This is a genomic window from Nitratidesulfovibrio sp. (genome assembly GCF_040373385.1).
GTDB lineage: Bacteria > Desulfobacterota > Desulfovibrionia > Desulfovibrionales > Desulfovibrionaceae > Cupidesulfovibrio.
Genome location: NZ_JBDXXH010000011.1, coordinates 52,664 through 73,481 on the forward strand (window position 1 = coordinate 52,664; position 20,818 = coordinate 73,481).

At 66.9% G+C, this 20,818-nt stretch carries 16 protein-coding genes; 7 read left to right on the forward strand and 9 right to left on the reverse strand.

The annotated features are described in order from the left end of the window. The first annotated feature begins 48 nt into the window (after positions 1-48). Positions 49-1,785 carry a flagellar filament capping protein FliD gene (gene fliD / locus ABWO17_RS15640; RefSeq protein ID WP_353120153.1) on the forward strand — a complete coding sequence of 579 codons (1,737 nt, stop codon included), beginning with the start codon at positions 49-51 and terminating at the stop codon, positions 1,783-1,785. A 277-nt stretch (positions 1,786-2,062) separates the two neighbouring features. Here fliD and ABWO17_RS15645 read toward each other — a convergent pair whose 3' ends face one another. Next, positions 2,063-2,950, reverse strand: a complete 888-nt coding sequence (locus tag ABWO17_RS15645) for a flagellin N-terminal helical domain-containing protein (RefSeq protein ID WP_353120155.1) — start codon at positions 2,948-2,950, stop codon at positions 2,063-2,065. Positions 2,951-3,197: 247 nt separating this feature from the next. Then, positions 3,198-3,785, reverse strand: coding sequence for an RNA polymerase sigma factor (locus ABWO17_RS15650; protein WP_353120157.1), 588 nt, complete (start codon positions 3,783-3,785; stop codon positions 3,198-3,200). Between the two features lie 285 nt (positions 3,786-4,070). Between ABWO17_RS15650 and ABWO17_RS15655 the strand changes: the two genes are divergently transcribed. Next, entirely contained in the window at positions 4,071-4,889 is an 819-nt protein-coding gene (locus tag ABWO17_RS15655; RefSeq protein WP_353120159.1) for a response regulator transcription factor, read from the forward strand. Beyond that, a complete protein-coding gene (locus tag ABWO17_RS15660; RefSeq protein ID WP_353120161.1) occupies positions 4,870-6,546 on the forward strand; it encodes a sensor histidine kinase in 1,677 nt (558 codons plus the stop codon). The genes ABWO17_RS15655 and ABWO17_RS15660 overlap by 20 nt, the downstream gene beginning before the upstream one ends. A gap of 366 nt (positions 6,547-6,912) precedes the next feature. Here ABWO17_RS15660 and ABWO17_RS15665 read toward each other — a convergent pair whose 3' ends face one another. The 5 genes from ABWO17_RS15665 to ABWO17_RS15685 all read right to left on the reverse strand — a co-directional run bounded on the left by ABWO17_RS15665 (position 6,913) and on the right by ABWO17_RS15685 (position 12,532). Continuing rightward, positions 6,913-7,332, reverse strand: coding sequence for an EF-hand domain-containing protein (locus ABWO17_RS15665; RefSeq protein WP_353120163.1), 420 nt, complete (start codon positions 7,330-7,332; stop codon positions 6,913-6,915). Positions 7,333-7,394: 62 nt separating this feature from the next. Beyond that, complete coding sequence (locus ABWO17_RS15670; RefSeq protein ID WP_353120165.1) at positions 7,395-9,023, reverse strand: efflux transporter outer membrane subunit; 1,629 nt, start codon at positions 9,021-9,023, stop codon at positions 7,395-7,397. 134 nt (positions 9,024-9,157) lie between these two features. Further along, positions 9,158-10,309 carry an efflux RND transporter periplasmic adaptor subunit gene (locus tag ABWO17_RS15675; RefSeq protein WP_353120167.1) on the reverse strand — a complete coding sequence of 384 codons (1,152 nt, stop codon included), beginning with the start codon at positions 10,307-10,309 and terminating at the stop codon, positions 9,158-9,160. A 128-nt stretch (positions 10,310-10,437) separates the two neighbouring features. Beyond that, entirely contained in the window at positions 10,438-11,364 is a 927-nt protein-coding gene (locus ABWO17_RS15680) for an ABC transporter ATP-binding protein (protein ID WP_353120169.1), read from the reverse strand. Between the two features lie 19 nt (positions 11,365-11,383). Continuing rightward, positions 11,384-12,532 (reverse strand): ABC transporter permease, encoded by a 1,149-nt coding sequence (locus tag ABWO17_RS15685; protein ID WP_353120171.1) that lies wholly within the window; start codon positions 12,530-12,532, stop codon positions 11,384-11,386. Between the two features lie 367 nt (positions 12,533-12,899). On the opposite strand from ABWO17_RS15685, the gene ABWO17_RS15690 reads away from it, so the two are divergent. The 3 genes from ABWO17_RS15690 (at position 12,900) to ABWO17_RS15700 (ending at position 17,965) form a co-directional block, all read left to right on the forward strand. Beyond that, positions 12,900-13,715, forward strand: a complete 816-nt coding sequence (locus ABWO17_RS15690) for a response regulator (RefSeq protein ID WP_353120173.1) — start codon at positions 12,900-12,902, stop codon at positions 13,713-13,715. Beyond that, entirely contained in the window at positions 13,712-15,259 is a 1,548-nt protein-coding gene (locus tag ABWO17_RS15695; RefSeq protein WP_353120175.1) for an ATP-binding protein, read from the forward strand. Before ABWO17_RS15690 ends, ABWO17_RS15695 begins: the two co-directional genes overlap by 4 nt. 375 nt (positions 15,260-15,634) lie before the next feature. Then, positions 15,635-17,965 (forward strand): methyl-accepting chemotaxis protein, encoded by a 2,331-nt coding sequence (locus tag ABWO17_RS15700; RefSeq protein WP_353120177.1) that lies wholly within the window; start codon positions 15,635-15,637, stop codon positions 17,963-17,965. A gap of 147 nt (positions 17,966-18,112) precedes the next feature. Here ABWO17_RS15700 and ABWO17_RS15705 read toward each other — a convergent pair whose 3' ends face one another. Both ABWO17_RS15705 and ABWO17_RS15710 read right to left on the reverse strand, forming a co-directional pair. Then, entirely contained in the window at positions 18,113-19,381 is a 1,269-nt protein-coding gene (locus tag ABWO17_RS15705; RefSeq protein WP_353120179.1) for a type II toxin-antitoxin system HipA family toxin, read from the reverse strand. Beyond that, entirely contained in the window at positions 19,371-19,712 is a 342-nt protein-coding gene (locus tag ABWO17_RS15710) for a helix-turn-helix transcriptional regulator (RefSeq protein WP_353120180.1), read from the reverse strand. Before ABWO17_RS15710 ends, ABWO17_RS15705 begins: the two co-directional genes overlap by 11 nt. 324 nt (positions 19,713-20,036) lie before the next feature. On the opposite strand from ABWO17_RS15710, the gene ABWO17_RS15715 reads away from it, so the two are divergent. Next, complete coding sequence (locus tag ABWO17_RS15715; RefSeq protein ID WP_353120182.1) at positions 20,037-20,744, forward strand: hypothetical protein; 708 nt, start codon at positions 20,037-20,039, stop codon at positions 20,742-20,744. Positions 20,745-20,818 lie beyond the last annotated feature (74 nt).

Here is a 20,818-nt window from a genome sequence, read left to right on the forward strand (position 1 = left end):
CGCCCGGCGCCACTCCGCTCCAGACCCCCGGCAGCCACGGAGGCCCTCATGTCCGATTACTGGTCCGGCTCCATCACCTTCACCGGCCTGAACACCGGCACCGACTGGGACGAGATCATCGAGGCCCAGATGGCCGTGGAGGAATACCGCTACAACAGCATGACCGAGAAGGAGACCGCGTACGAGGAGAAACTGGCGGCGGTGGAGGATCTGGAAACCCAGATGACCACGCTGTACCAGACCCTGCAAGAGTACGACTCCGCCTCCGACTTCCTCACCAAGTCCGGCACCTCGTCCGACGAATCCAGCCTGACCGTCTCGGTGGACAACGACGCAGAGGCGGGGTCGCACAGCGTGGTCATCAACCAGCTGGCCCAGAACGACATCTGGAGCAGCGACGACGGGTACGCATCCACCGACACCTCCATCACCGACACCGACCAGACCTTCTCGTTCACCTACAACGACGAGACGTACACCATCGACGTACCGGCCGGCACCACCCTTTCGGAATTCGCCAGCCTCATCAACAACGCCAGCGGCAACAACAGCGACGTGCGTGCCAGCGTCATCAACGAGGGCAGCGCCTACCACCTGCAAATCCGCGGCATGGACCTTGGCGCGGACAACACCGTGACCATCGAGGACACCGGCTTCGACGCCATGGGTCCGGACGCCTTCACCAACACCCAGCAGGCCCAGAACGCCCAGATCAAGGTGGACGGCTTTCCCGCCGCCGACGACGAATGGATAGAGCGCAGCACCAACACCATCGACGACGTCATCGACGGGATGACCCTGCAACTCAAGTCCACCACCGACGATGACGGCGCCACGGTGACCGTGGAACTGGACACCGACGCCATGGTCGAGGCCATAGAGACCGTGGTCAGCAGCATCAATACCATCCTGCAACTGCTCATGGACTTGCAGGACCAAGGAACCGTGTCCGACTCGACCTCCACGGCTACGGCATCGGATTCCGACGACGACGATGATGACGACGACGATGACAGCGAGGCGTCTGTACTGGCCAGCAACTCCAGCCTCGACCTCATCCAGAGCAACCTGAAGAACATCCTGGCCACCAAGGGGGTGGGCTTTTCCTACTACGACTCCACTGCCGAGACGGGCGACCTGTTCACCAGCCTGTCCACCATCGGCATCTCCACCGACGCCGACGAGGATTCGGAAACCTTCGGCCTTTTGGTCATCGACTACGACGAACTGGACGAGGCCATCGAAGAAGACCCGGAGGCCGTGGCCGACCTGCTGTCCGCCGACGCGACGGGCACCACCGATTCCGAAGACTTTTCCTTCGACAGCGCCATTTCGGGCACCACCAAGGCCGGGGACTACGACGTCTCGTACCGCATCGAAAACGGCGAGATCGTGGAGGCGTACATCAACGGCAACGCCGCCTCCATCTCCGGCTGGACCCTTACCGGGGCATCGGGAGAGGACGAATCGGGCCTGGCCATCACCGTGGACAACACGGCGGATGGCACATACTCCGGCACCGTGTCCCTGAAGCAGGGCAAGATAGGGCAGCTCGTCGACTCGCTGGAGGACATGACCAGCACCGAAGGCACCCTCCAGATCATGGAGGACAGCTACCAGAGTGTGCTGGACCAACTGGCCGAATCCATCTCCAATGAGGAGGACCGGCTGGACCTGGTGGAAAGCCGCCTGCGCACCCGCTATTCCAACCTGGAAACCCTGCTCACCAGCTACGACAACCTGTCGACCACCATCGATTCCCTGCTGGCCTCGCTGGAAGACTAGCGGGCGGCGCCCACGACCACCCGCTGCCGCCGGGACGTGCGCAAATGCGCAGGAAAAGCCTCCTTCGCGAGGCTTTTCCTGCGCATTTCGCGTGCCTGCCCGCCCGGCTGCAACCTGTCCGGCTGATCGCCGTTCGACTGTTCAAGCCCCCGTGCGCGCACGCAAAAGAGGCCGGGCATATGCCCGGCCCCTTGCCGTTGGTGTGTCCGCCAGTTGCTCCAGAACCGGAGAGTGGACCGTTCCGTCCTGCTCCGGCTCGCTCCCCGAAAGGTCCGGGTTAACCGCCGATCAGCGAAAGCGCCATCTGCGGCAGCGAGTTGGCCTGCGACAGCATGGCCACGGCGGTCTGCGCCAGCACCTGCTGCTTGGTGTACTCGGTCATTTCCATGGAGACGTCCACGTCCGAAATGCGCGATTCGGCGGCGGAAAGGTTCTCGGACTGGGTCTCGAGGTTGGTGATGGTGGCTTCCAGTCGGTTCTGCATGGCACCCAGCGAGGCGCGGATCTGGTCCTTGGAAATGATGGCGTTGTCGATGGCTTCCAGGGCATCCTGGGCAGCCTGCTGGGTAGAGATGCTGGACCCGTTGCCGCTGGCGGTGTTGCCAAGGCCCAGGGACTTGGCCGACACCGAGCCGATGCGGATTTCGTAGTAGTCCTGCGCGCTGTCGTTGCCCGAACCGAAGTGGATGTGCAACTGGCCCGTGGCCGTCAGGCCGGAACCGTCGTAGGACGAACCGGACAGGTTGCCGTTCAGCAGCGAGATGCCGTTGAAGTCGGTGGCATTGGCGATTCGGGTGATTTCCGAGGCCATGGCCTGGTATTCCGAATCGATGATCAGGCGCTGATCCGAGTTGTAGGTACCGGTGGCGGCCTGTTCCGCCAGTTCCTTCATGCGGATGAGCTTTTCGTCGATGGTTTCCATGGCGCCGTCCGCCGTCTGGATCAGCGAGATGGCGTCGTTGGCGTTGCGCACGCCCTGGTTCAGTGCCGTGATGTCGGAACGCATCAGTTCGCGAATGGCAAGACCGGCGGCATCGTCTGCCGCAGAATTGATGCGCAGGCCGGACGAAAGGCGCTGGGTGGACTTTTCAAGCTTGCTGTAGGTTGCGTTCAGCGTATTGGCCGTGGTGAGTGCCGTGAAGTTGTTGTTGACGACGAGAGACATGAGTTTTCCTCCATGAAAAATACACTATCCTTGTGTGCCTCTGCCATGCATGCAGCGCATGCTTGTTGACCTTATCGACATCGCTGATCCGATCTCTTAATTTTCAATTTTCCATAAGCATGCGCAAGACCACGCAATTAACGTTCATAACAGTATCTTTGCATTACTTTGCATTGCCTGTGGCGCCTTCCTTTGGCACAAAGAAAAGGCCCGGAATGTTCCGGGCCTTTGCATTGCACGGCGCGCATCACAGGCAGAAGTGATGGCGCAGCCGCGCAAGGGCGTTCTGCTTCAGACTGCGCACGGTTTTGGGATGTATGTCCAGCGTGCGCGCCACTTCATCGGTATCGAGGTCATCCTGGAACAGCAGCCGCAACACCGTGCCTTGGCGCCTGCTCAGCAGTCCCGGGGGCAGGTCCAGCATGCCACGGTCATCCGAGACCGATGCCGGGGCCTCGGCCCACAGCCGCCCGGCCAGCTCTTCCTCCAGCTCCGGGGTATAGGGCACCTGCCGCCCCATCCGTTCGGTGCGCCGCGCACGCAGGCAATCGAGCGCGGTGGACCGCGCCACCACGGTCAGCCAAGTGGCAAGCCCCGCCCGGGCGGGGTCGTAGGTGGACAACAGGTGAAACCCGTCGCCGACGAGACGGCAGAAGACCTCCTGCGTCACGTCCTGCGCGTCGAGCCCGGCGGCATCCCCGCCGTTCCACTGAAGGGTATAGTGCACGGCCTTGTGGATCACCGGGGCGTAGACAGACACGAAACGGCGCCATGCCTTTCCGTCGCCGGTCATGCACGCCGCTATATCCGTAGTGGTTCCTGTATTGGCTTCCATCTTCATCTCCAGTCGTGCGTTCTGTGGAACCGGAATTGCGGCAACCGGATCCATGCACCACGCCGGAAATTGTGGAAAAGCCAAGCCCCGCACATGCCGGGCTGTCATTATCCATACGCGAGGCCACCCACATTGTCCGTTCAGGACGAGTAGTGTTTTGAAAGTATCGGACACACTAGTTTACATTGTTTTACACTCACGGAAATCATTCGGGCGCGGTTCTTGCAGTATATCCGGTCACAAGCGGCAACCGGTAATATGTGCCACCGCCCAGAGGGTGACATCATGGATCGAGTCCTGTTGATCGACGACGACAAGGAACTCTGCGCACTACTGACTGAATATCTCGCCCCCGAAGGGCTTGCCGTGGAACCCTGCCACACGGGTGGACAAGGGTTGGCGCGCGCCTTGTCGGGCGACTACGACGCTGCCTTGCTGGACGTGGCCCTGCCCGACACCAGCGGCTTCGACGTGCTCGGCACCATCCGTTCCCGTTCGGCCCTGCCCGTGCTCATGTTGACCGGGCGCGGCGACGACGTGGACCGCATCGTGGGGCTGGAAATGGGCGCGGACGACTACGTCCCCAAACCTTTCGTGCCACGCGAACTGCTGGCGCGCCTGCGCGCCGTGCTGCGCCGCACCCGCGTCCATGGCACGGGGGGAATGGCGGCCGGCGCGGGCATGGGCGGCCCAGGCTGCGTTGGTGGCGTGGGACCGTACCGCAAGCGCAACCTGTCCTTCGGGGGCGTTACCGTGGACCGTTCGGCCCGCACGGCCCTGCGCGACGGCGCTCCCCTGCCCCTGACCCCCGTGGAATACGCCATCCTGGTCCTGCTGCTGGAGGCCGAGGGCGCCACGGTCGCGCGGGAGGAAATCTCGCGCGGGGTGCTGGGACGCGAAATCCTGCCCTTCGACAGGTCCATCGACGTGCACGTCAGCAACCTGCGCAAGAAGCTGGGCCCCTGCGACGACGGCCAACCCCGCGTGGGCACGGTGCGCGGTACGGGATATTACTTCCGCGTTTCGCCCACGGAATCGACCTTCGGCGGGCAGGACGCGGCAGAACCGCGCCTCGGGACGGGGCATGAAAACGTGGCCGGTTAGGCTGCTGGTGCTGCTGCTGGTCGGCTGCGGCATCTTCACCCTGGGTACCTTCGTCCGCATCCGGCTGGAAGACCGCCCCAAGCGCGGCCCCTTCGAAATGAGCGCCGTGTTGCTGGACCTGCTGGGCGACCGCGTTGCCGAGTACCTGGCCGAAGGCCGCACGGACAAACTGGCCGCCCTGCTGGACACGCTGCGCAAGCGCGGCGTGCGCGTGGTGGTGCATGACGCCGGATTGCAGCCGCTGGCCGACAACGGCCCGGTGCAGGCGATGCCCTTTGGTCCGCCGTTCCGCCCGGATGACCGGGACGAGCCGAATGCAGCGGACGGCAGAACGGGCCGCCTCATCAACGCGGAAGACGGTACCGGCCCCGCGCCCGCACCCGGCCAGCCCTTCGGGCCGCCGTTCCAGCCAACATGGCAGCAACGCATCCTGGGCGCCCTGGAAGGACGCATGCCGCCCCCGCCGTCCCTGGAGGCACGCCCCCCCGCGCCTGCCCCGCAATCGCCGGAAACGGAAGCCACCATACTGGCCGAAGCCCGCAAGCTGACCGTGAACGCGCGCGACACGGGCACCACCCAACTGGACTTTCCGCTGCCGTTCACCTTCCAGCCCGTGGTCCTGATGGCCGACCCCATCGACCTGCCCGGCGGCGGGCACGGGGTGCTCACCCTGCGCAAGGACATGCCCACCCCGCCGGACATGCCCCTGCCGCCCTTCGTGCTGCCCCTGGCCGTGGCCATGGTGCTGGCGGGGGGCGTGCTGCACCTGCTGCTGCGCCAGGCCAGCAGGCCCATCGGCGAGGTGGGCAGCGCGCTGCAACGCTTTGCGCGGGGCGACCTGCAAGCGCGCGTCAATGGCGATGTGGCCACGCACGGCACCGAACTGGCCCGCCTTGCCCGCGACTTCAACACCATGGCCGAACGGACCGAAGAACTGCTGCAAACCCAGCGCCGCCTGCTGCACGATGTGTCGCACGAGATGCGCTCGCCCCTGTCGCGCGTGGCCCTGGCGCTGGAAATGGCCTCGCGCACCGTCTCGCCCGAATCGCAGCGCTTTCTGGAGCGCATCCGCCGTGATGCGGAACGCCTTTCGAGCCTCAGCGCGCACCTGCTGGCCACTGGCCACCTGGACCGCCAGAAGGAGGACGAACCGCCCGCATGGTTCGACCTGTCCACGCTGCTGGTCCAACTGGTGGAGGAAACCGACTTCCAGGCCCGCGCGGACCACAAGCGGGTGGAACTGCGCGTGGACGATCCATGCGCGGCCTTTCACGGCATGCGCGAGATGCTGTACGGCGCCCTGGACAACGTGGTGCAGAACGCCCTGAAGTTCTCGCCGCCGGACACGCGGGTGACCGTGGCCCTGTCCTGCGCGGCGGACCGGCCCGGTCCTGCCGCCGTGGCCGAAACCGCCGACGGCTCCGAGCCGGAGCGCTGGGCGGTCATATCCGTCCGGGACCAGGGGCCGGGCGTGCCCGAAGCCGACCTGCCCATGCTCTTCGTGCCGTTCTTCCGGGCGGGCAACGCCCCGCGCGGCACGGGCACCGGGCTTGGCCTGGCCATCGCCCAGCGCGCCGTGGAACTGCATGGCGGCACCATAGCCGCCGAAAACCTGCCCAAGGGCGGGTTGCAGGTCATCATCCGCCTGCCCGCATAGGGGCGCCTTCCGGGGGGGGGGGGCGCTTCTGCGGGGCCTTTTCGCCCGTTGGCGCGCGGGTCCCCCGGCCCATCCACCCGCCGGTTTCCTTCCAGCCCACGCCGCACCGCAAGCCGGATGCCCTGCACGCCAGCACGCCCGATCACGTCATGCTCCCCATGGCTCCCCCATGGCTCCCACTGGCACCCACGGGCACCCACGGGCACCCGCCGCCCACCTAGCCGCCGACAAGCACAAACGCCCCGCACGGCAACGTGCGGGGCGGGCAAAGGTAGGCAAATCTTGCCGGGTGGCTTCTTTACATTTCTTTACTGGGTCGAAACTGCCGGTACAACCGTCAACCGGGCCTGCCCGACCGCACCGCCATCACGACGGCTGGTCGGTCCGTCGCGTCCGGTTGGCCTGGCGCCGTTCGCGGGCAAAGCGCAGCAGTTCGGCCTTGCTCAACTTGCCGTCGCCATTGGTGTCGATGGCGGTGAACTCGCGGGAAACCACGGGCAATCCGGTTTCGGGGTGGGCGGCCTCCTCGCGGGTCAGGCTGCCATCATGGTCGCGGTCGGCCAGTTCGAAGCGGCGCGCCTGCTCCCTGCGCGCGGGCGGGGAGCCCGGCGTGGCCGAAGACGGTCCATCCTCCCCCGGCCTCGCACCGCCGGAAGCGGTATCGACCGCCACCGGAACCGGATCATCAGGGGCGGTGGCGACATCGGCCGCCACGGCCGTGAATTCCGCATGCAGCAGCAGGCCGCAGAACAAGGCAGTGATCAGGGGAATGCGGGACTCTTTCATTGCAGGTACTCCTGGGGCGCCCCACGCCAAAGGATTCCGCAGGGTGCCATTGTCGTCTTGGTTTATGATGCGGTGTCCGCACCGGCGGAAGGCGATGCGGATCGGGGCGCAGGCCCCGGCGCGGAAACGGCGGCCTGCCCTTCGCCCGTCGGCACGGCCCAGCCGCCGCCCAGCGCGCGATACAGGGTGATGGCGCGGGTGGCCAGCACCGCCCGTGCCCGCACGTGGGCCAGTACGGCGGTGGACAGTTCGCGCTCGGCGTCGGCCACGTCCAGAAAGTCGGTCAGTCCTGCCCGGTAGCGGTCCCAGGCAAGGACAAGGGCGGTTCGGTCCGCCTCCAGCACGGCGGCCAGATCAGGCAGCCTGCGCTGCTGGCGGTTCACGGCGTACAGGGCGGCTTCCGCCTCCTCCACCGCCGTGCGGGCCGTGGACAGATAGGTCAGGGCGGCCTGCTCGCGCCGGGCGTCGGCCTGTTCGATGCGCGCGGTGGTGGCCCCGGAATCGAACAGGGTCAGCCCCAGCGCCGGGGCCACGGACCACACCCCGCTGCCCGAAGACAGCAGCCTGTTCACCGTGGACGCCTGCGAACCCAGCGCCGCCGACAGGCTGAGCGTGGGCCAGCGCTCCGCCGTGGTGGCGGCAAGGTCCGCCGCCGCAGCGGCCAGGCTACGCTCCGCCGCACGGATGTCCGGGCGCCGCAGCAGCAGGTCGGCGGGCAGGCCCACGGGCACTTCCCGCGCGGGCACCGGAATGGGCGCGGCCGCCTCCAGCACGGGACGCAGTTCCCCGGGGGCGGCGCCCGTCAGGCGTTCCAGACGGGCCAGGGCCGCCCAGGCGTTGTTCTCGTAGTCGGCGGCATCGGCCTGCGCGGAATGCCACAACGCGGCGGCCTGGGCCACGTCGATGTCACCGGCAAGACCCGCGTCGCGCCGGGCGGTGACCAGGGCCAGGGTTTCGGCCCGGCTGGTCGCGATGTCGCGGGTCAGGTCCAGTTCGTTCTGGGCCTGGCGCAGGGTCACGTACTGGGTGGCCACCTCCGCCAGCAGGGTGACCAGCGTGTCGCGCCGATCCTCTTCCGCCGCCTGGGCGTCGGCCACGCGGGCCTCGCGGGTGGCGCGCAGCCGCCCGAACAGGTCGATTTCCCAGGCCAGGTCCAGGCCCGTGGCATACACGTTGCCATCGCGCGACCCGGTGGACTGCGCCTCGCCCGTGCCGGAGCGGCTGCGGGTGCCCGAGGCGGAACCGGTGACCGTGGGACCAAGGCCGGCCCCGGCCTCGCGCGCGGCGGCGCGGGCCTCGCGCACCTTTTCGGCGGCGATGCGCACATCGAAGTTGGCGGTGGCGGCACGGTCCAGCAAGCCGTCCAGTACCGGATCGCCAAAGGTGCCCCACCAACGGGCCAGCACCGCGCCGGGGTGCGCGGTTTGTACCGCCGCGCCCGTGGCGGACCCGGACGATGCGGCAGCATGCCCGCCCCCGGACCCGCTCCCGTTGCTGGCGAAAGCCAGCCCGGTCGCCTCCGCGCTCCACGCGGCGGGCATGCCGGGCCGGGGCGAGGCGGACGCGGCGGCGCAGCCCGCCGCCAGCACCGCGCACAGCAGGGCGCATGACAGGCCCGACAGGCCCGACAGGCGGCGGCGCCACCCGGACACGGCAAAAATGGTGGCCGGTTCCGCCGCGGCGGTCACCATGGCTGGACCTGTCGCAATGGCCGGACCTGTCGCAATGACCGGACCTGTGGAACTTGCCGAAACGCAAGTGGAAACCGGGGCCGGATGGGCCTCTGCCCCCCCTGCGCCCCGGCTGGGGAAACGGAACGGCGCGGTCATCCCCGCACCCCCGTGCCGGTCGCTCGCAGGGGGCGGGCACCCCTGCCAAGGTCGCGCACGGGCACCACCACCTCCGGCAGCGGCCCTCCGGTGGCGGCCCGCTCCACAGCCACGGTACCCGCCCCATCGGAGCGGCCAGCCATGCCTGGCACGCTGCCCCCCGTGCTGGCCGTGCCGCCCTTTGCCGGGTCGTTCCCGGTGTGGCGCCCGGTGTCGTCGAAATACACGTCCACCTGCTGGCCCACGTAGGCGGGCATGTCCTTGGCGTCGAAGGCATACAGCACCTGCAACACGCGGATGTCCACGCGTTCGGTGGTATCGCCGGTCAGGGACGTCTTGGGCAGCACGTAGGGTTCCACCCGCACGAAGCGCAGCGGCGCGGAAAAATCGCGGTTGCCGCGCAAAAACACCGTGGCGGGCATGCCCGCGCGATAACGCCAGGCGATGTTCTCGTCGATGTCCACCCGCACGTGCAGGCGGCTGACGTCGCCCAGCATAACCAGCGGGGTGGAAAGCGCACCTGCCGTGGCGTATTCGCCCTCGCTCACGTTCACCTGCAACACCGTGGCGTCCATGGGGGCGCGCACGCGCAACCGGTCCAGGTCCACTTCTATGGCGCGGGCCGCCGCCTCGGCCTGGGCCACGTCCGCCGTGGCCGACGCCAGCGCGGTGCGGGCCGCGTCCTCGGCATAGCCGCGCTGGGCCGCCTCTTCCGCGCTCACGGCGCGTCCATCGCGCAGGCTGCGCACGCGGACGGTGTCGGCACGGGCCTTTTCCAGGGCCACGCGGGCCTCGGCCACCTTGGCGCGGGCCGTCGCCAGGGCGGCCTTCTGTTGCGCCAGGGCCGCCTTGCGCTCGCGGTCGTCCAGCCGGAACAGCACGTCGCCCTTCTTCACCGCATCGCCCACGGTAACGGGGATTTCCACGATGACCCCGGACGTGGGCGTGGCCACGCCCACATCGCGGCTGGCCGCCTCCACGATGCCGGACCCGCTGATGTACGTTTCATAGGGCGGCGCGGCCGGGTCGGCCACCGGGGGGACCGGGGCTGGCGGCGCCGACGTGCGCGAGGCGTACACGACGCCCGCCGCAAGCCCCGCAAGGGCCAGGGCGGGAAGGACATACGTAAGGATGAAGTTGCGTCGCATGGGTATCTCTGTCCGTAAGGTATCGGGGCGCACCGCATCTTGGCGGGGCGGCTCCGTGGGTGTTCGGGAAATGGCTGGCGGTGGCATGACCGCCGCAGCCACGCCGCGGTCCGGAAGTCCGCCGGACGTCAGTCCGTGCAGCAGCGCGGCATCCGGGCGGACGTGCCCGCGCCGTTGCCGCCGGGCGGGGCCTGGTGCTCTTCGTGACCGACATGCGCGGGGGGCCGATCGCCGTGGTTGTCGCCGTCGGGTTTCGCGCCGGGGTCACCGCCATGCAGCCCCGCCGCCCCCTCCAACGGACCGGCCAGCGCGGCGGGCGTGCCCACGCGGGTCACCCGGCCATCGTCCAGTTCGGCGATGCGGTCGGCAAATTCGAAGATGCGGGCATCGTGGGTGACGATGACCAGCGCCCGGCCATCCACGGTGCCCACGCGGCGCAGCAGTTCCATGACCCGCTGGCCGTTGGCGTGGTCCAAGGCGCTGGTGGGTTCGTCGCACACGATCAGTTGCGGCTGGTGCACCAGAGCCCGGGCAATGGCCACCCGCTGCTGCTGCCCGCCGGAAAGGTCGCCGGGGGCGGATTCCGCCTTGTCGCCAAGGCCCACCAGGTCCAGCGCGGCTTCCGCCTTGCGCATGGCCTCGCGCAGCGGCGCACCGCAAATGCGCAACGGCACGGAAACGTTCTCCGCCGCCGTCAGGGCCGGATTGAGATTGTAGGCCTGGAACACGAAGCCGATGCTGCGTGCGCGAAAGGCCGCGCGGGGCCGGGGGGCCAGGGTGGTCATATCCTGTCCCAAGATGCGGCAGTTGCCTTCCGTGGGGTCCAGAATGCCCGCCATGACCGAAATGAGCGTGGTCTTGCCGCAGCCGGATGGCCCCACCAGCATCAGCAGTTCGCCGCGCTGCACGGTCAGGTCCACGCCGCGCAGGGCGTGCACGGCGGTGGCCCCTTCTCCGTAGCACTTGCGCAGCCCCGCGCAGACCACGGCGGGGTCGTCGGCCATGCTGCCGGCGCTGGCTGCGCCGGTCCCGATGTCCATCTTCATGTCCTTCATGCGTCCCTTCCCTGCTGCCCTATTGCTTGAACACCACGGCCGGTTCCAGCCGCAGCACCTGGCGGATGCTGAGCGCCGCGGAAACCAGGGTGATGGACAGCACCGCGCCCCCGCCCACCGCCAGGATGAGCGGTGATAAGCGCATGCCCATGGGGTCGCCGGGCAGGTTGCCCATGATCATGGCCATGCCCACCCCGATGCCGAAGCCGGTGCCCGCCACCAGCAGGGCCTGCGACAGGATCATCAGCAACAGGGTACGGTCGTCGGTGCCCATGGCCTTCAGCACGCCGAAGTGGCGCAGCGCGTCCTGGGTGAAATTGTGAAACATCAGGCCGGTAACCACCGCGCCGATGCAGAAGCTCATGAGAATGGTGGTGCCGAAGTGCATGATGATGGCCGTGCGCTTGATGAAGTGCTTCAACGTCCGCGCGCGGAAGTCGTCGGCGGTCAGGGCGTTGAGGCCCGTTTCCGAAGCGATGCGCGCGGCAAGCGCCCGGTGGTCCTGCCCCGGCTGGGCCTTTACCAGCACGAAGGACATCACCTTGCGCTCGCTCTTGTTGAACACCTTCACCCGTGAAAAGGTGGTGTAGAGAATGGGCTGCGACTGGAAGGTGGGAGTGGCGTTGGCCACGCCCACCACCACGGCGCGGCGGTCGTTGACCTCCAGCCCGTCGCCCACGGCAAGGGGGCGCAGGCCGTGGTCCGTCTGCACGGCCAGGCGCTTGGACGCGCCCTCGGCGTCCACCACCACGGCATCGCTCATGCGCAGGTCGGCCATGCTGCCGGAACGCATGACGCCCGGCGCGCCGATGAGCGACACGTCGTCCACCCCGATGAGCCCGCAGCCCACGGTATTGCCGTCGGGCAGGCGCACCTTCAGCTGGCCCTTGTGCAGGGGCACGGCCCATTCCACGCCGCTGACGCTGCGCACCAGCGACAGGCGCGTGTCGGGCATGGCTTTCGATTCATCCACCGACTGGGCCTGGGGGTCCATGACCCAGATGTCGGCAATGGCGATATCGTCGATGAGGCCGTAGGTACGGGTAAGAATGCTGGCGAACACGGCGGGCTGCTGGGTCATGATCAGCGAGGTGAAGGCCAGGCTCAGCACCATGCCGAGGTACTTGCCCCGATTGGCGAGCAGCATCTTGAGCGCTATCTGGTACATGCGGATTCCGATGGCTGTTGGAGCAGCGCTTCCCCTTGCAGGGGGCGGAGGACGAAACGTGCGCCGGAGCGCCCACGTCGCACGCGGTGTCTGGCGGCCTGCGCCGGGACCATCCCGGCGGTTTGCGAAGGCAGGAGGGCGCAGGGGGGAAGGATGCAACCCGTCCGGCCTCCTTGCCGCCCCTGCGGAAGGGAGGCGGTGCGTGGAGCAGGGTCTAGCCCGGCGGCGTAACCGTAATATGTGTTGCCCGTTGCCGCTTCATTGCCGCAACAGGCAAAGTGTTGCCGCGTATTGCACCCTGTGCGGCGGAAACACTGTGTTGCAAAAAACCCGTGCACGGGCCACGGCGCGGCGCTATAGGTGACCCATGAACACCCCGGAACACATCCTGGTCGTGGACGACGACCCCGAAATCCGCGACCTGCTCACCGGCTATCTGGACAAGCACGGCTTTCGCGCCGAATCCGCCGCCGACGGCACCGAAATGTTCCGCATGCTCGAGGTGGGCCGCTACGACCTCGTGGTGCTGGACGTGATGCTGCCCGGCGACGACGGGCTCACCCTGTGCCGCAGGCTGCGCGCCCGGTCCGAACTGCCGGTAATCATGCTGACCGCGCTGGACGACGACACCGACCGCATCATCGGGCTGGAACTGGGTGCCGACGACTACGTGGCCAAGCCGTTCAACCCGCGCGAACTGGTGGCCCGCATCCGCACCGTGCTGCGCCGCGCCCGTGCCCTGCCGGAAAACATCGCCAAGGCCGAGCCGGAGGCCATGTCGCGCACCATCCGCTTTGCCGGGTGGACGCTGGACACGGTACCCCGCCATCTGGTGGCCCCGGACGGAATGGTGGTGAACCTGAGCGGTGCGGAATACCGCCTGCTGCGGGTGTTCCTGAATTATCCCAACCGGGTGATGAGCCGCGACCAGCTGCTGGACCTGACCCAGGGCCGCGCGGCGGAAGCCTTTGACCGGTCCATCGACGTGCTGGTCAGCCGCCTGCGCACCCGCCTGCGCGACAACGGGCGCGAGCCGCAAATCATCAAGACCGTACGCGGCGACGGCTACTACCTGGCCACCGACGTGGAACGCGATGCCGCAACCGAAGGCGCCGCCAACGCCGCACCGGACGCGGCGCCCGGCACGCCCCCCCTTCCCTTCCCCGGCCCGGCCGACGCATGACCGCCGCCAACGCCGCCCCCCCTGCCGCAAGGCCCCCGTTCCCCTTCGCGCGGCAGCTTTCCACCCTGCCCCCGCGCACCCTGCGCGGCAGGGTGGTGCTGGTGCTGGTGTGCGGCATGGTGCTCATCCAGATCGTCAGCATGCTGTACGTGGTCACGCGCGGGGGACCGTTCGTGTACAGCTCCGTGGCCCGACAGGCTGCCATGCGCCTTGCGGGGCAGGCCCTGCTGCTGGACGCCGCCAAGCCGGAGGCACGGGCAGACATGATCGCCCAGATGGTGCAGGGCGCCAGCCGCATCGCCCTCACCACCACCGCGCCCGCCTCTCCCATGGACGGCAAGCCCGGTATCGCCGCCGATGTGTATTCCTCCATCTTCGCGGATCACCTGCGCGGGCTGCTGGCCCCGGACATGCAGCTCGTCTGCCGGGTAGACGGCATTGCCCGCGATGTGGGACGCCGCCCGCCGCCGCCCCCGGGCCGCACCGACGACGGCCATTACGACATCGGCTACACCGTGGGCGTACGCCTGCGCGACGGCATGTGGGCCGTATTCACCCACGTGCTGCCCGAGGGCGATCGGCCATGGATACCCCAGCCCATGCTGTGGGATCTGGGCTGGCGCATCGTGGGCGTGGCCCTGCTGGGCCTGGTGGTGGTGGGCTGGATGACCCGCCCCCTGCGCATGCTGGCCGACGCCGCCGACGAATTCGGCGCCGGGCTGGTGCGCGCGCCCCTGCCGGAACGCGGCCCGCTGGAAATCCGCCGCGCGGCGCAGGCCTTCAACCGCATGCAGGACCGCATCCACCAGTTCGTGGACGAGCGGGGGCGGCTGCTGGCCGCCATCTCGCATGACCTGCGCACCCCGGTTACCCGCATGCGCCTACGCGCGGACCAGGTGGAGCCGCCGGAACTGCGTGAACGGTTTCTGACCGACCTGGACGAGATACGCGACCTGCTTGCCACCACCATCGACTTCGTGCGCAGCACCGACAGCCGCGAGGCCACCGCAGTTGTAGACGTGACCGCCCTGCTGGAAAGCCTGGCCGAGGACTGCCTTGATCTCCATAACGGACAGGCCGGACAGACCGGACATGTCGGGCAGGCGGGGCTGACGGAACAGGCGGAACAAGTGGGACAGGCGCCCCTGCGCATCACCCTGCACGGTACCGCCGCAGGGCGCTCCACCCACATCCATGCCCAGCCCCTGGCGCTCAAACGCTGCCTGTCCAACCTGCTGGAAAACGCGGCGCGCTACGGCGGCGGGCAGGTGGACATCAAGGTGCAGGACTCGGACGACATGCTGGCCGTGGCCATCCGTGACCGGGGGCCCGGCCTGCCGGAACACTTCACGGACAAGGTGTTCGAGCCGTTCTTTCGCGTGGAGCATTCGCGCAACCGCCAGACCGGCGGCAGCGGCCTTGGCCTGTCCATCGCCCGCAATATCGCCCGCCAGCACGGCGGCGACATTACCCTGACCAACCGCGAGGACGGCGGACTGGAAGCACTGCTGCGCCTGCCCCGCACGCGCCGCCAACGCACGTAATCCGCCACTGCCGGAAGGGCGGGACACCCTGCCGTGTCCCGCCCTCTTTCCCCGCCAACCCACGCGCCCCGCCGCGCCTTCCGCCGCCCCCCCAGGGGGCGTGCTGTTTCACGCCCCGCGTCAAGTCGGGCAACCCCTCGAATTCCTGCAATTCCATCCTACCGCACCATGTTCCACGCCTGTCAGGATGCGTTTCTTTTGCCGCAGTCACTCGGAATCACACATATTTCCGACTAAGGCACTCCACATGCATTCGTCATTAGAATATGCCGCGCTGCCATCCCACGGAAAATACTATAAAATTCTGCCTCGCTCGCTAACATCTTCGACATTGCTGCGAAGACACCGAGAGGGCTGCATCATCAGGGAGGCACAATGCGGAACACTACGGGATTTTTCGACAGGCTGAACACCCGGATAGGCGCACTGGTCGTCGCGCTTTTGGCGATCGGTTTCGGCGGGCTGGGCTGGTACGTGACTTCGGCCACCACGAACCTGGCGCTGCATCTGCAGCAGACCAGTTCACAGGGGTTGGTGGACACGGCGCAGGTAGCCGCCGACATCACGCTGGAAAACGAAAGGAAGCTGGCTGTCGCCCTGGCGCGGCAACGGGCCATCGTTGAAGCGGTCGTGGATGGCAACGACGAGAATGGCGTGGCCCAAGCCCGTTTTCGCGATTACCTGCGCACCTACAAGGAAATCTGGTCGGCCTACGCCTTTGACAAGCGCGGCGTAGTGGTGGCCGGAGCCAACAACAGCGGTGCCGACGAGCGCGGTCAGGACAAGAGCGGACACGACGTTGTTCGCCAGGTGCTGAACGGCAGAGAAACGGCCCTGGACAAGACCGTTGCCAAGGGCGACGGCGGCCGGATGATCTTCCGCATGGCCACGGCGCTGCGCGACGCATCCGGGGCGCTCATCGGCGGGGTGCAGGTGTCGTTCGACTTCAACGCCTTCACCGAAGCCGCCATCTCGCCCATCAAGGTCGGGCAGACCGGCTACCTGTACATTCTGGACACAGACGGCACGTTCATCGCCCACCCTGATCCCGCCACGCTGCTGCAACCGGGCAAGGACCTGCCCTTCGTGCGCGAGATGCTGGCCAACCCGCGCGGCACGTTGCAGTACGAATTCAAGGGCGCACGCAAGCTGGCGGCGTACAGCCGCATCGCCCAGACCGGCTGGATCATGGCCAGCACCGTGAACGAGGGGGAGTTGCTGGCCGAGGCGCACGCCCTGCGCAACGTGGTGGCGGGCATTGCCGCGCTGGTCTGCGTGGTGCTGGCCGCCGTGGTGGTGCTGATGCTGCGCAGGCTGGTGATGGTGCCCTTGCAGGCCGTGGGACAATTCACGGCGGACATCGCCGGGGGCAACTTCGGCACCACGCTGGACGGCAACTTTTCCTGCGAGCTGGCGCAACTTGCCGACAACACCCGCCGCATGAAGGACAGCATCAAGCGCGAACTGGGCTTTGCCCGAGGCGTGCTGGAGGGCATTCCCAGCCCGTGCGGCATCGTGGCACCCGACTTCACCATGTCCTGGGCCAACCCCCAGGTCTGTGAACTGCTGGGCAGGCCAAAGCCCCCCTCGGACTATTACGGCCTGAAATCCGGCGAATTCTACTGGTTCGATCCGGACCGGGTGACCCTGTCCGACAGGGCCATAACCGAACGGCGCACCCTGACCGGGCAGAACGTGTGGACCTCGCAGGACGGAACGCGCACCGTGCACATCGACGTGGTGACCACCCCGTTCTACGACATGGACGGCGAACTGCTGGGCTCCATCTCGTTCTGGAACGACATCAGCGAGATGGTGGAAAAGCAGCACCAGATCGAGGCCCAGCGCGACCGCATCGCCGAGGCGGCCCGCGCAGCCATGGACGTATCGGCCCGCTTGTCCACGGCGGCAGAGGAACTGGCATCGCAGATCGAGGAATCCAGCCGGGGCACGGAAAACCAGAAGACCCGCGTTGCCGAATCGGCCACGGCCGTGGAACAGATGAACGCCTCCATCCTGGAGGTTGCGCGCAGCGCGGGCAATGCGGCTGAAAATGCGGACCTGGCCCGTTCACGCGCCGAACAGGGCGAAAAGGTGGTGCAGGACACCGTGGGTTCCATCCGCGCCCTGCGCGACCGCATGACGGAAATGGGCGGCAGCCTGCACGAACTGGGCAAGCAGGCCGACGGCATAGGCGCCATCATCGACATGATCTCGGACATCGCCGACCAGACCAACCTGCTGGCCCTGAATGCCGCCATCGAGGCGGCGCGTGCCGGTGACGCCGGGCGCGGGTTCGCCGTGGTGGCCGACGAGGTGCGCAAGCTGGCCGAAAAGACCATGAGCGCCACCAGCGAGGTGGGGCAGGTCATCCGGGCCATCCAGCAGGTGACCCAGAAGAGCGTGGACCTGATGGGCCTTGCCGGTGCCGACGCCGATACCTCTGCCCAGCGCTCGGCCCAGGCCGGAACCTCGCTGCACGAGATACTGCGCGTTTCGGTGGACACGGCGGACATGGTGCGGTCCATCGCATCCGCCGCCGAGGAACAGTCGGCGGCCAGCGAGCAGATCGCCCGCGCCACCGAGGAACTGAACGTCATCTCCGGCGAGACGGCAGAGGCCATGAACCAGTCGGCCCTGGCCATAGCCGAGGTGGCTCGCATGTCCGAGGAACTGCGTGCCATCATCGAGGGCATGAAGTCGTAGGCGGGATGGCGCAAGGAACAGCATGACAAAGGCCCCCGGTAACGGGGGCCTTTTGCGTGGCGTCAGGGCATTCCTTCAGGCGCCCGGACACCTGATCGGAATGGTGCCGGATGCATGCGCGCCTTGCGGGTTCTGTGGGCCAGGGCATCACTGCCCGGACACCAGGGCAAAGCGCTCTTCCAACCTGGAAATATCCGCCCCCGACACGCCACATTCCTCGAAATGCCCGCGCCAGCCGCGCATCTCGTGCCGCATCCGCGCCACCACGTCCTCGGCCTCGGCCCGGCGCAGGCCGAACGGCTCGGGCATGCTCAGCACGTTTTCCACGGAGGCCTCGCGCCCTTTGCTCCCGCAGACCAGTGCCAGCTCTGGCCGGGCAAACCGTATCTGGGCGGGCACCACGTCGTAAACCGGGGTCAGGGCAATGCCGTTGCGGCGCACGAAGAACGCGTGGTTTCGCGGATGGTCGTCCACGTTGCGGCACAGCACGTTGAACGCCATGCGCCGGAACAGTTCGTGCCCGGCCCGCTCGTCGCCGTGCTGTCGCGCCACCTGGGCAAGGTCCTGATACGACCCCCAGTCGCCATCCTCGCTGATCCTGCGGTTGAGCGTGAACCCGGAAACGAAGTGCACCGGCTCGCCAGCGTCGTCCCGGTCAAAACGGCGCACCAGCAACACGCCAACGCCATCCGCCTCCACCACCCGGGTCTGCGCGGCAGTGATGCCGCACCGCGCGGCCAGGGTCATGGTGGCGTGCTCCACGCGCGGCTCGTCCCATACGTCCCCCCGCTTGGGGAACTTGGCGATATGATCGACGCCGTTCACGTTCACCAAGGCCTTGGGCCGACCTCCGCCGACGCTCAGGGATGACGCCAGGGCCCGCAGGAACACATCCTCGAGCAGCGTGCGGCGCAACGCATCCAGGTCCGCATCGTCGTCGATTTCGTCAACCTCGGCCACCACACGGCTCACCCGGCCAAGGTCGCCTTCATGCAGGGAAAATATCTCGCCCGTGGCCCACGGCGCCATGGACTCGGGCCCGGCAACAGTGCCGCCGAAAGCCAGCGCCCCGATCCGGTTGCGGGAATGCGCAGCGGTGAGCACCTCCACCTCGGACAAGGTGCCCGCCGGACGACCGGCCAGCAATGCCAACAGCTTGCGCCCCCATTTGTCCGGGGCGGCATCGCGCAGGGCAGGAAAAATGGCAGCGCCGGGCGGACTTGTGACCGCGTGCCCCATGTACAGAGGCAGGGATACCGGGTCGACAGGGATGGCATCAGGCCGGGCCGCGTAGTTGCGGCCATAGCCCAGGGTGCACCGCCGCCCCCCGGCGTAGTCCGTGAGCAGGGCGGCGGGCACGTAGCCCTGCCCCTTCAGCCAGACAAAGACATAGATGGGGGCACCGCTAGAAGTCATACATGGTGTCCCGCGCCTCGCGGACGCGTTGCGGCAGTTTTGTTTCCGCCAGGAACTTGCCCTGCTCGTCCCGGTCGGGATCGGCCACCAGGCGCAGATCACCCTCCAGTTGCAATGCCCACAGCACGCTGGCCAGAATGCCCAGCCCGCCGCCCGGCTCTCCTGCCTCTATGCGCTGGATGGTCCGCCGCGAGGTATGCGCCAGCCGGGCCAGCCGAAGCTCGCTGAGGCCACGCCGCTTGCGCGCGATCTGGATGTTCCGACCCAATTCCGCGCACAGGGCCGCCAGTTCCGGCGGCAATGATCTATCCGTTCTCTTTGCCGTGCTCATGACTAAAATATTACTCACTAACCGGATTAACGCAATCTATTTTAGTCTTTTTACCTACAATAACCCAAAGTGGCCCGCGCACGCCCCGAGAAAACAAGGCCATCTCAGGACTCCCGCGCGGCGGGACCTTGGCACGCCGTTCTGAAAAAGGTGCCGGGCAGAGCAACACGAAAAGGGGTTCGTCCTGTCGGACGAACCCCTCTATGCTTGCCATGGTCGACGTGGGTCACGAGTGAACCACGAAAGCCCCAATTCGAAGCTTTTCCATTCCCCGTTGCCATGGATGTAGTCGACTGATAACGGATTTGCGAAAAAGGGGATCGCATGGAGTGGGTGTTTTTCTGGCTTAGTTGTGGCGTGGCAGCGGCCTTGGTGGGGGCATCCAAAGGCCGTAGCGGATGCCTATGGTTCATTGGCGGCACACTCCTCGGCCCCATCGGTCTGCTCACAGTTGGGTTCATGCCGAAGATTGAATCGGAAGCGCCCCCAGTGCCGCCCACGCGCACATGCCCATTCTGCGCTGAAGAGATTCAGCCAGCCGCCATCGTCTGCAAGCACTGCGGGCGTGATGTCGGTCCAATGGAAGTCGCATCTTTGCAAGATACCGAGCCCGCTGTCCAAAAAATCCATGATTGTCCCGACGCCGAGCAGGCCGAACCAACTCCGCTAAGGGCAACGAACGACAAAAAAAATGGTATTGTCGGCATCGCTGTTGTCTTGGTCGCTGGATTTACAGCGGCGTTGTGGTTCTCGCAGCCCAACAAACCAGAGCCGGTAAAAATTGAAGGGATGGAGGGCCAGTACGACTACGTATGGCGCACTAACACAACTCCATATATCGACAGCAAGCTCAGAGAGTCAGAAATTAAAGACTGTAAAACATACGTATGGCGCCCACATATTCGCGACCAAAACGCCTACCTCGTATACTGCACCCAAGACGAGGCCAAATGGACGGCATACACGATATGGAACCACATACTGTTTGGCCCCTATACCGCGCGTCCAGAAATCACCCCCCAAAAGAAATGAATCACGAAAGCCCCTCAACCAAATGGGCTTCCGTCCCTCGTTGACGGATGCGGCGGGCCAGTAACAGCCTTACT